The sequence below is a fragment of the Methylobacterium sp. WL64 genome (genome assembly GCF_008039945.1).
Lineage (GTDB): Bacteria > Pseudomonadota > Alphaproteobacteria > Rhizobiales > Beijerinckiaceae > Methylobacterium.
In genome coordinates this window covers 1-9,785 of the sequence record NZ_VRVA01000156.1, presented here as the reverse complement: position 1 = coordinate 9,785, position 9,785 = coordinate 1, and the positions used below count along the sequence as shown (strand labels likewise).

Here is a 9,785-nt window from a genome sequence, read left to right as displayed (position 1 = left end):
GGCTTGGGGCGAAGGGGCTTGACGGCCGGGGCCCGGCCCCGGTTTCGTCGCGCGCTGGGCAGGCCCCTATCGGGCCTCGGGCAGAGCAGGGGGCAGGGCCGATGAGCGTCGTCGAACTCGGACGGTTCATGGACGATCTCGCGGAGGCGTCCGGCCAGGCGATCCTGCCGTTCTTCCGCGCCGCGTTCGGCCTCGACGACAAGGCGCGGGGCGGCGCACCGTTCGATCCGGTCACCGAGGCCGACCGCGCGGCCGAGACCGTGCTCCGCCGGATGATCGCCCAGACCTTCCCGGGCCACGGCATCCTGGGCGAAGAGTTCGGCTCCGAGCGCACCGACGCCGAGTGCGTCTGGGTGCTCGACCCGATCGACGGGACCCGCGCCTTCATCGGCGGCCTGCCGACCTGGGGCACGCTGATCGGGCTCACGCGCAACGGCGTGCCGGTGCGCGGGCTGATGCACCAGCCCTATCTCGGCGAGCGCTTCACCGGCGACGGCCGTAACGCCCGCCTGCGCGGCCCCGCCGGCGAGCGCACCCTGCGCGGTCGCCGCTGCGGAGAACTCAGCCAGGCCATCCTGGCCACCACCGACCCGCGCCTGTTCGCGGGCGGCGAGGAGGCCGACCGCTTCCGCGATCTGGAGGGCCGCGTGCGGATGTCCCGCTACGGCACCGATTGCTACGCCTACTGCATGCTCGCCGCCGGCCAGATCGACCTCGTGGTCGAGGCCGGCCTGAAGCCCTACGACATCGTCGCGCTGATCCCGATCGTCGAGGGCGCGGGCGGACGCGTCACAGCCTGGGACGGCGGCTCGGCCGCAGGCGGCGGGCGCGTCGTGGCGGCGGCCGACCCACGCCTCCACGAGGCCGCGCTGAGGGTGCTGAACCCGTGACGCAGCGCCGTTCCGCGGAGGACCGCGACCGTGGGAGCCGGTCCGCGTGCTGTTGAACGCGCTCGTCCTGCTGGCGGCCCTCGTGCCGGCGCTCATGCCGGCCGTGGAGGATCGCGCGGCCGCGCTGCTGGCCGCCGCGCCGCCGATGGCCGCGGCACCGGCCGAGGCCGCCCCGCCGCGCTTCGATCCCGCCACCCGGTCGGTATCCAACTGGCACGCGCAGGCCGGCGACAACCTGCTGCCGCGGTCCCTGGCGCTGACGGCCCGGCTCGCAGAGAACCCGCCCTACGTCGCCCGCTGCGTCCGGCTCAACAACGGCTGGTGCATCAAGTCCGCCCGCTGGTCGGGGGAGATCGGGGCCGATACCGAGGGCCACACCGCCTTCGCCACGATGGCGGACGGGGCAGACGCCGCCGCGAGCCTGCTGCGCCGCTACGTCCGCGATTACAACCGGCGCAACGCCCTCGCCATCGTGCGCCGCTGGGCGCCTTCCGAGTGCCGGGTCGCGATGCCGAGTCGGACGGGCAGGGGGGTCGCGACCGGGGTCGCCACGCCGGCGGTCTCGGCGACCCTGGCACCCCGGGGACTGGGCCGGACCCTGCGTGCCCGGTTCCTGGCCTCCCACCGGCCGGGCGGCGTGGCCCGGGGCCGGGCCAAGGCCCTGCGGGTGCAGCCCTGGTCGCCGCTCGCCCGGATGGCGGGGAAGGCCGGCGCTCGGCTGCCCGCCCCCCGCGTGTCCCGGGTCGCAACGCTCCAGCCGGTGCCCGACATCGCCGCCGGCATCGCGTCCCCGACGGTACCGGCGCTTGCCCGCGGCGCCGCGGATCCGGCCGCGCTCCTCGACCGCAAGGTCCCGAGCCCGGACCGGATGGTCGCGGAATCGGCGCTCCTGCCCGCCATCGCCTCCGGGCTGCCCCTGCTCGACCTGCGCCTGCCGGCTCCGCTCTGCACGGGCGACGAGGTTCGGATCCAGGCCTATGCCGCGAAGATCAGCGGCAGCGTCGGGCTGAAGCCGACCGACGACCTCGACCTGTTCGGGCCGGACGGCGAGCCGCGACCGAATCTGGGGCCGGTGATGCTGGCGATGTCGGCCGTGGAACTCGGCACGCTCCGGGCAGGTCCCGACCTGGTCAACGCGGCCATCGCCCGTCTGAAGCCGGTCACGCCCGCCGCCAACGCGACGACACCGTAACCGCAAGCCTTGCGGTTCGGCTGCAATCGCGCCACCTGTGCGCGGCCAGTTTCCCTCGATCACGAGCCCGCCCGTGCCCCTGACCGACCTTGCCGCACGCGCCGGCTCGGCCGTCAAAGCCTTCGCCGAAGCCTCGCACGACCTGCTGATCCAGCCGACCTTGCGGCTCGGGGTCACCGGGCTCGCGCGGTCCGGCAAGACCGTGTTCACCACGGCGCTGATCCACCACCTCGTGGAGGCGCACGCGCTGCCGGCGTTCGCGCCCGCGCAGGAGGGCCGCCTCCGCCGCGCCCGGCTGGTGCCGCAGCCCGACGACGACGTGCCGCGCTTCCCCTACGAGGAGCATTTCGGCACCCTCACGGAGGCCCGGCGCTGGCCGCGCTCCACCGACAGGATCAGCCAGTTCCGCCTGGAGATCGCCTACGAGCGCGCCGCAGGCTGGCGCAGCGGGCCGGCGACCCTGATGCTCGACGTGGTCGATTACCCCGGCGAATGGCTGCTCGACCTCGCGCTGATCGAGACCGGCTACACCGCCTGGTCCCGGGCCACGATCAACGGCACCCGCCGGCCGGGCCGGACCGCGGTGGCGGCGCCGTGGCTCGAGGCGCTCAAGGGCTTCGATCCGCACGGCCCCCTCGACGAAGTCGCGGCCGAGCGCGCCAGCGACGCGTTCAAGGCTTATCTGGCGGCCCTGCGCGCCGGCCCGGAATCGGTCGCCACGACGCCGCCGGGGCGCTTCCTGATGCCCGGCGACCTCGCGGGCTCGCCGGCGCTGACCTTCGCGCCGCTCGATAATCTCACCGGCAGCATCCCCCCGGACAGCCTGGCCGGGCTGATGGAGCGACGCTTCGAAGCCTACAAGGCCAAGGTCGTCACCCCGTTCTTCCGCGACCATTTCCAGCGGGTCGACCGGCAGATCGTGCTGGTGGACGTGCTCGCCGCCGTCGATGCCGGGGCCACCGCCCTGGCGGAGCTGGAGGAGGCGCTGGACGCGGTGCTGCTCAGCCTCAACATCGGGCGCAACACGGTGCTGTCGAAGCTGTTCGCGCCCCGGGCCGACCGGGTTCTGTTCGCCGCCACCAAGGCCGACCACCTCCACCAGACCAGCCACGACCGGCTCGACGCGCTGCTGCGCCTGCTGGTCTCCCGCTCCATGCGGCGGACCGAGGCCGCGGGCGCCCGGGTCGGCACCGTGGCGCTCGCCTCCGTGCGCGCCACCCGCGAGACCACGGTTCATGACGGCTCCGAGGTTCTCCGCGCGGTCGCGGGCACGCCCGAGGCCGGCGAGACGGTGGGCGACGAGGTCTTCGACGGCAACAGCGAGGCCGCCGTGTTCCCGGGCGAACTCCCCGCCCGCGCGGAAGCGGTGCTGGAGGGCGCCGTCGCCCCCGGGTCGCTCCGCTTCCCCCGCTTCCGCCCGCCGCTGATCCGCCCGGACGGCCTCGGCCGCGCCGGCCACCTGCCGCAGATCCGGCTGGACCGGGCGATGCAGTTTCTGATCGGTGACAGGCTCGGGTGATGATGGAGCGGATGGGTGCCCAGGATGGCGTCGCGGTCGTGAGCCGGTCGGCGCGTATTTCGATCGCCCTGGGCGGCGCGCGCGACCGATGGGCGGGTCCGCGTTCGCGCGCATGTCGCCGGGCTCATACGGCGTCGGGCACGATGCAGGTCCCCTCTCCCGTACGGGAGATGGGGCACGTCGCGGCCAGCGCCAAACGATGTGCGAACAGCGTCCTTGCCGAAGGGGCAAACCCTAACACAATCCGCCCCCTCAGGAGGCCGTAAGCCATGTCCTCAGGCCAGAAACCCCGGGCCTTCCGGATCAATCCCGAGCCGCCGCCGGGGCCGGGCGTGGCCACGATGCCGCTCGCGCCCCGGCCGGAACAGGCCCGGATCGTCGAGGAGCCGTTCGAGATCGTCGACGCGGCCGACGGCGTCGCGGTGCCGGTTGCGCCGCGCCGGGGCTCGCCCTGGGGGGCGCTGTTCCTGACCGCGGCGGGGGGATTGGTCTCGCTGGGGATCGGCCTGTCGATCGAGCGGATGATCGCCGACCTGTTCCAGGCCGCGCCTTGGCTCGGCTGGGTGGCGCTCGCCCTGCTCGGGCTGGCCGGTCTGGCGCTCCTGGCGATCGTCGTCCGGGAGCTGGCCGGCCTGCGGCGCGAGCGGAAGATCGAGCGCCTGCGCCAATCGGCCATCGACGCGCTCGGCAGCCGCGACCATACCGGCGCGCAGGCGGTGGTGCAGGCGCTCTCGACCTTTTACGCCGATCGCGAATCCCTGGCGCCCGGCCGCGCCCGGATCGACGCCGCCGCCGACGCGATCCTCGACGTGGACGACCGGATCGGGCTGGCCGAGCACGAGTTGCTGGCGGGTCTCGACCGGCAGGCGCGTAACGCCATCGCGGCGGCGGCCAAGCAGGTCTCGGCGGTCACGGCGCTGAGCCCGCGGGCGATCGTCGACGTGGCGTTCGTAGTCTTCGCCGCCGTGCGGCTGCTGCGCCGGATCGCCGCCATCTACGGCGGACGCCCGGGATTCCTGGGCTTCCTACGGCTGGCGCGGGCGGCGGTCGCGCATCTCACCATCACGGGCGGGATGGCGGTGGGCGAGAGCGTGATGCAGCAGGTGCTGGGGCTCGGGATCGCGGCCCGGGTCTCGGCCAAGCTGGGGGAGGGCGTGCTGAACGGGCTGATGACCGCCCGGTTCGGGCTGGCCGCCCTCAACGTCTGCCGGCCGCTGCCGTTCGTGCGCGAAGCGCCGCCGCGCCTGGCCGACGTAGCGGGCGAATTGCTGCGCTCGGCAGAGCCCGAATCGAAATAGGCCGACGCGGCTACTTCGCGGCGGCCGTGGCGGCGCGGCGGTTGGCGATGCGCGTGAACATGTTGCCGGTGTAGTCGGCCACCTTCGGCTTTTCGACTTCGCCGACCTTCGCCTCGAACGCCTCGATGCGCTTCAGGAGCGCGGCGTCGTTGAACAGCGAGCTGTTGAAGTTGATGTGGGCCCGCTGCCCGAGGGCGGCCTGGACCACGTCGAGTCGTTCCAGAAGCTCTTTACGCGTCACGGTGCTCTCCAGGGGCGCCTTCGGGGCGAAGGTCCGCCCAAGCCGACACTGGAGGCCGCGAGGGTAAATGGCGCGTTAACGCGCCGCGCAGCGCCTACAGCCCTTTCATGAACCCGGCGAGCCGCATCAGCCCCTCGGGCCACGGCCCGTGGCCGCTCGCGACGTTGATGTGCCCCGATTCGCCGGCATCGACCGTGAGGGAACCCCAGGCATGGGCGAAGTCGTCGGCGCGCGCGTAGGTGCAATACGGGTCGGTGCGGCTCGCGACCAGGAGCGACGGGAAGGGCAGGGGGTCCCGGGGTACCGGCGCGAAGGTGCGCACGGAATCGGGCAGGTCGGGCGCCTCCTCGACGTCCGGGCAGGCCACGAACAGGGCGCCGCGCACGATTCCCGGCGCGAAACGCGGCGCCGCCTCGACGCAGGCCACGACCCCGAGGCTGTGGGCGATCAGGATCACCGGACGGGTCGCGGCCGCGACGGCCTCGGCGATCCGTCCGCACCAGGCCTCCGGGGTCGGCGCGTGCCAATCGTCCTGGGCGACCACGCGGGCGGTGGCGAGCCGGCCGGCCCAGCGGGCCTGCCAATGGTCCTCGTCGGAGCCTCCGAGCCCCGGGACGATGAGGATGTCGCAATCGGCCGTCTTCATGCCGGCTGCCTAGCGCATGATGCGGGAAAGTGAAATCCGGATCTCCGAGATCATCATGCCCGAACAAGGCGCTAGCCCGGTCCGGCGACGCCGCCGAGATCCGCCGTCACTCCGCCGCGATGGCGGCCCGGGCCGGGTCGGTGATGTGGCGGGCGATCTGCGTGGAGGCGTGGTTCTTCGCCTTGGCCTCGATCTCGAAATCGGCCCAGACGAGGTGGCGGGCGACGAGGTCGTTCACGGCCCGGTTCCACATCATGTCGGAATGGGCGGCGAGATCCCGGACCGCGTGGCCGGCCGCGCGCAAAGCCGGGAAATCGGGCAGGGCGTCCGGGTCGCAATCGGCCGAGACCGCTTCGCGCGAGACGCTGATATGTGCCAGCGGCCGCACCCCGCGCCAGGAGTCCCGCACCCGGGCGATCCGGGGATCGTCGGGTTCGAGATATTCGCCGCCGCTCTGCACCCAGTGATGGTGCAGGTCGAGCACCACCGGCACGACGTCGGCGAGTTGCAGCACCGCCTCGACCCCGAAGACGTTCTCGTCGTTCTCGACGGTGAGGAGGTCGCGCGCCACCTGGCTTGCCCGGGGCAGGGTCTCGCGGAAGCCCGCGACGCCCGGGTCGCCGGCCCCGACATGGATGTTGATGTGGGCGCCGTGGGGATGCCAGCCGCCCCCGTAGCCCATGCGGTCGAAGATCTCGGCGTGATAGTCGAGTTCCGACAGACCGTTGGCGATGGCCGCCGGGTTGCGGCTCGCCAGCAGGCAGAACGGGCCCGGGTGGAAGCTCAGGCGCACGCCGAGCCGGCGCGCCAGCGCCCCGGCCTCCGCCAGCCCCCGCTGGACCAGGGCCTCCATCTCGGGCTCCGCGTAGATCGCCCGGGCGATCGCGTGGGTGTAGCCCGGCAGGACGTTGCTCGCCATCCGCAGCAGGCGCTCGATCGGCGGCCGGGCCCCGACCCAGGCGATCTGGCGGGCCAGCGCGTCCAGATTGTGGGCGACGAGCCCGGCGAGCTTCGCCCGCCGGGCGGCGGGCTCCAGCTTGGTGAGATGCGCCATGGTCACGCTGGTCAGGTTCATGTGGAGCGTGGCCTCCCGCTCCGCCTTGAGGGTGGCGTGGGTGCCGGGCGGCTCGTCCAGGACGAACTTGCAGCAGAATCCGAGGCGTGGCTGATCGCGCATAGGATGCACAACGCGCGTCGCAGCCGCGCGTGCCCGAAAACGCGTGCGGAACGGCCGCGCTTCGCCGACGTTTGAGCCTTCGAGCGCGGCAGTTCCGCGCGGAACGTCCGTCTCGTACAGCCATGCGCGCGTCGCCTCCCCGCCCGGGTCCGGAGCCGGATACCGGCTCGGTCCTCTGGATCCTGATGCTGGGCTCGGCCCTGGTGGCGCTCGCTGCGACGCCGGCCCGGCGCCGCACGCAGGCCCTGTCCGAGACCCCGGAGCCGCAGGCCGAACCGCTGCACGTCGACCCGGCCCCACCTGTGCGCAACACGGCGATCAATGTCGGCGCACGCTCGATCGTGGGCCGCGCCGCGCAGCTCACGGCGGCGACCCAGCCCGAGCGTGGACGCGCCGCCGACAGCCCCGCCGAGATGACGGGCGCCGGCTGGAAGGACATCGCGGTCCGGGTCTACCTGGAGTTCAACAAGGACCGGGTGCTGGCCGTGGCCGCCGGGGTGACCTTCTACACCCTGCTGTCGCTGTTCCCGGCGATCGCGGCGCTGGTCACCTGCTACGGCCTGTTCGCGGACGTCAACGCGATCAACGAGCACCTGGCGCAGCTGCACGCCGTACTGCCGACCGGCGCGGTGGAGCTGATCGGCGACCAGATCAAGCGCATCGCCGCCAAGGGCAGCAGCTCCCTCAGCGTCACGTTCTTCACCAGCCTGCTGCTGTCGCTCTGGAGCGCCAACGCCGCCATGAAGGCGATGTTCGATGCCCTGAACGTGGTCTACGAGGAGGAGGAGAAGCGCAACTTCCTCTGGCTCAACATCCGCTCGCTGACCTTCACGGTGGGCGCGCTGCTGTTCATCATCATCGCGCTCAACGCGATCGTGGTGGTTCCGATCGTGCTGAACTTCCTCGGCCTCGGCTCGGGTGCCTGGCTGCTCGCGGCCCTGCGCTGGCCGGCGGTGCTGCTGGTGCTGCTCGCCGGGCTCTCGGTGCTCTACCGCTTCGGCCCGAGCCGGGAACACGCCCGCTGGCGCTGGGTCGGCGTCGGCAGCGTGGTGGCGGGGCTGCTCTGGCTGATCGCGTCCCTGCTGTTCTCCTGGTACGTCGCCAGCTTCGGCACCTACAACGAGACCTACGGCTCGCTGGGGGCGGTGATCGGCTTCATGACCTGGATCTGGATCTCGTCGACCATCGTGCTGCTCGGCGGCGAGATCAACGCCGAGCTCGAGCACCAGACCGGCCGCGACACCACCACGGGGGCGCCCCTGCCGCTCGGACACCGCCGGGCCCGGATGGCCGACACCGTGGGGGCGGCGGCGTAGGACGCGGCCGTAAAGCGGGACCGTGAGCGACAGGTTGCCGCCGGTGCAGCCGTTTTCGGGGTGGCAGGACTGCCGGGCCCCGGGCACGATGCCTATATCGCCCGGCGAACAGGGAGATCTTCATGGCCGATACCGCGACGACCAGCCCGGAGGCCCGCAGCGAGGCCGAGTGGCGGGCGACGCTCACGCCCGAGCAGTACCGGGTGCTGCGCGAGCACGGCACCGAGCGCGCCGGCACGAGCTGCCTGCTGGCCGAGAAGCGGCCCGGCACGTTCACCTGCGTCGGGTGCGGACAGCCGCTGTTCGAGCAGGGCACCAAGTTCGAGTCCGGCAGCGGCTGGCCGAGCTTCTTCGAGCCGCTGGAGGGCGCCGTCGAAACCACCGTGGACCGCAGCCACTGGATGGTCCGGACCGAGGTTCATTGCGCCCGCTGCAAGGGCCATCTCGGCCACGTCTTCGACGACGGCCCCGCCCCCACGGGCCTGCGCTACTGCATGAACGGCGCCGCCATGACCTTCGAGCCGGCGGCCTGAGCCGGGCCGGCCCGGGATTAACCCGGGTTGGAAAATCCATACCGAAAGACGGGATATCGGGGACAGGCCCGGAATTGGGGGAATCGCAACCCCATTCCGGACTTGATTTCGTCGTGTTTTTGCTTAGCGCTTAACCGTCTCATGTTGTCGCCGTCCGGTATTGGCGATGGATGCGGTTGAGGGAGAGCCAATACGGCGTTGCGGCTGAGCTTTTACGCCGTGCCGGCCGGCTCGACTTACCAGATCGATCCGGGCCGGCGGCCCTGAGGGCAGTCCGCCGGATCGGCGCACCGCCGACGAAGCGGGAGGGGTTTTGAGTTCATGAGCACCATTCGCCGATTCCTGGTCGCGCCATCCCTGGTCCGCCTGATCCGCAAGGAACGGGGCGGCGCCCGGATCACCGAGGGCCACTTCGTCGCCCAGGGCGGCCGCAGCTCCTACGTGCGCGTCGACGGCCAGATCTGCCAGCTGGTGCTGGTGAACAAGGGCGCCGACGGCATCCCGGCCGAGGAGCGGACCGATGTGCCGCGCGCCCACGGCGACGCGCTGCTGGATGTCTGCCCCGGCAAGGCCGCCTACGACCGCACCGTGCTGACGCTCGGCGGGCGCGAGGTCACGATCGACCGGTACGTCACGCCGGGCAATCTCGACCTGATCAGCGTCGCCTTCGACAATGACGGCGACGCGGGTGCCTTCCAGACCCCGAACTGGTTCGGACGCGAGGTCAGCAGCGAGCCGGCCTACGAGCGCCAGGCTCTGGCCATCCAGGGCGTGCCGGCCGGCGAGGAGGTGCCGCTGAGCAACGCGGCGCTCGACGCCGTGCTCGATATGATCGAGCCGCGTTTCGGCTTCGGCCGCTACGGCAGCAACGCGCGCGGCAGCGAGACGTCGGACGACGGCGCGATGAGCGCCATGCGCCGCATCGTGACGCCTGCGGCCGCCGCACCGGCGGCCGCAGGCGTCACGATGCGGC

At 72.4% G+C, this 9,785-nt stretch carries 9 protein-coding genes and 1 pseudogene; 7 read left to right on the top strand and 3 right to left on the bottom strand.

Annotated features, from left to right (window positions below; translation table 11 throughout):
- The first annotated feature begins 101 nt into the window (after positions 1 to 101).
- The 4 genes from hisN (at position 102) to FV242_RS30380 (ending at position 4,899) form a co-directional block, all read left to right on the top strand.
- Positions 102 to 890, top strand: a complete 789-nt coding sequence (gene hisN / locus FV242_RS30395; protein WP_147941514.1) for a histidinol-phosphatase — start codon at positions 102 to 104, stop codon at positions 888 to 890.
- Between the two features lie 46 nt (positions 891 to 936).
- A complete protein-coding gene (locus FV242_RS30390) occupies positions 937 to 2,082 on the top strand; it encodes a hypothetical protein (protein ID WP_147941513.1) in 1,146 nt (381 codons plus the stop codon).
- A gap of 73 nt (positions 2,083 to 2,155) precedes the next feature.
- Positions 2,156 to 3,601 (top strand): YcjX family protein, encoded by a 1,446-nt coding sequence (locus FV242_RS30385; RefSeq protein ID WP_147909643.1) that lies wholly within the window; start codon positions 2,156 to 2,158, stop codon positions 3,599 to 3,601.
- A gap of 269 nt (positions 3,602 to 3,870) precedes the next feature.
- The gene (locus tag FV242_RS30380) at positions 3,871 to 4,899 is read left to right on the top strand and encodes a YcjF family protein (RefSeq protein WP_147941512.1); all 1,029 of its coding nucleotides are present in this window, start codon (positions 3,871 to 3,873) and stop codon (positions 4,897 to 4,899) included.
- 10 nt (positions 4,900 to 4,909) lie between these two features.
- On the opposite strand, the gene FV242_RS30375 is transcribed toward FV242_RS30380, so the two are convergent.
- From FV242_RS30375 to FV242_RS30365, 3 genes are all read right to left on the bottom strand, one after another.
- Positions 4,910 to 5,140: a hypothetical protein gene (locus tag FV242_RS30375; protein WP_147856450.1), complete on the bottom strand. Its 231-nt coding sequence runs from the start codon at positions 5,138 to 5,140 to the stop codon at positions 4,910 to 4,912.
- Between the two features lie 94 nt (positions 5,141 to 5,234).
- Positions 5,235 to 5,786, bottom strand: a complete 552-nt coding sequence (locus tag FV242_RS30370; protein WP_147909641.1) for an alpha/beta hydrolase — start codon at positions 5,784 to 5,786, stop codon at positions 5,235 to 5,237.
- A gap of 106 nt (positions 5,787 to 5,892) precedes the next feature.
- Positions 5,893 to 6,963 (bottom strand): UV damage endonuclease UvsE, encoded by a 1,071-nt coding sequence (locus tag FV242_RS30365; RefSeq protein ID WP_147909640.1) that lies wholly within the window; start codon positions 6,961 to 6,963, stop codon positions 5,893 to 5,895.
- Between the two features lie 122 nt (positions 6,964 to 7,085).
- On the opposite strand from FV242_RS30365, the gene FV242_RS30360 reads away from it, so the two are divergent.
- The 3 genes and pseudogenes from FV242_RS30360 to FV242_RS30350 form a co-directional block, all read left to right on the top strand.
- A complete protein-coding gene (locus FV242_RS30360; protein ID WP_147909639.1) occupies positions 7,086 to 8,279 on the top strand; it encodes a YihY/virulence factor BrkB family protein in 1,194 nt (397 codons plus the stop codon).
- A 122-nt stretch (positions 8,280 to 8,401) separates the two neighbouring features.
- Positions 8,402 to 8,812 (top strand): peptide-methionine (R)-S-oxide reductase MsrB, encoded by a 411-nt coding sequence (gene msrB / locus FV242_RS30355; RefSeq protein ID WP_147909638.1) that lies wholly within the window; start codon positions 8,402 to 8,404, stop codon positions 8,810 to 8,812.
- Between the two features lie 321 nt (positions 8,813 to 9,133).
- Positions 9,134 to 9,785, top strand: a pseudogene (locus tag FV242_RS30350) (hypothetical protein); the annotation flags it as partial.

Bases quoted from the DNA above. Each gene is read 5' to 3' on its own strand.
- hisN (WP_147941514.1), top strand. From the start codon at position 102: ATGAGCGTCGTCGAACTCGGACGGTTCATGGACGATCTCGCGGAGGCG.
- FV242_RS30380 (WP_147941512.1), top strand. From the start codon at position 3,871: ATGTCCTCAGGCCAGAAACCCCGGGCCTTCCGGATCAATCCCGAGCCG.
- FV242_RS30370 (WP_147909641.1), bottom strand. From the start codon at position 5,786: ATGAAGACGGCCGATTGCGACATCCTCATCGTCCCGGGGCTCGGAGGC.
- FV242_RS30365 (WP_147909640.1), bottom strand. From the start codon at position 6,963: ATGCGCGATCAGCCACGCCTCGGATTCTGCTGCAAGTTCGTCCTGGAC.
- FV242_RS30360 (WP_147909639.1), top strand. From the start codon at position 7,086: ATGCGCGCGTCGCCTCCCCGCCCGGGTCCGGAGCCGGATACCGGCTCG.
- msrB (WP_147909638.1), top strand. From the start codon at position 8,402: ATGGCCGATACCGCGACGACCAGCCCGGAGGCCCGCAGCGAGGCCGAG.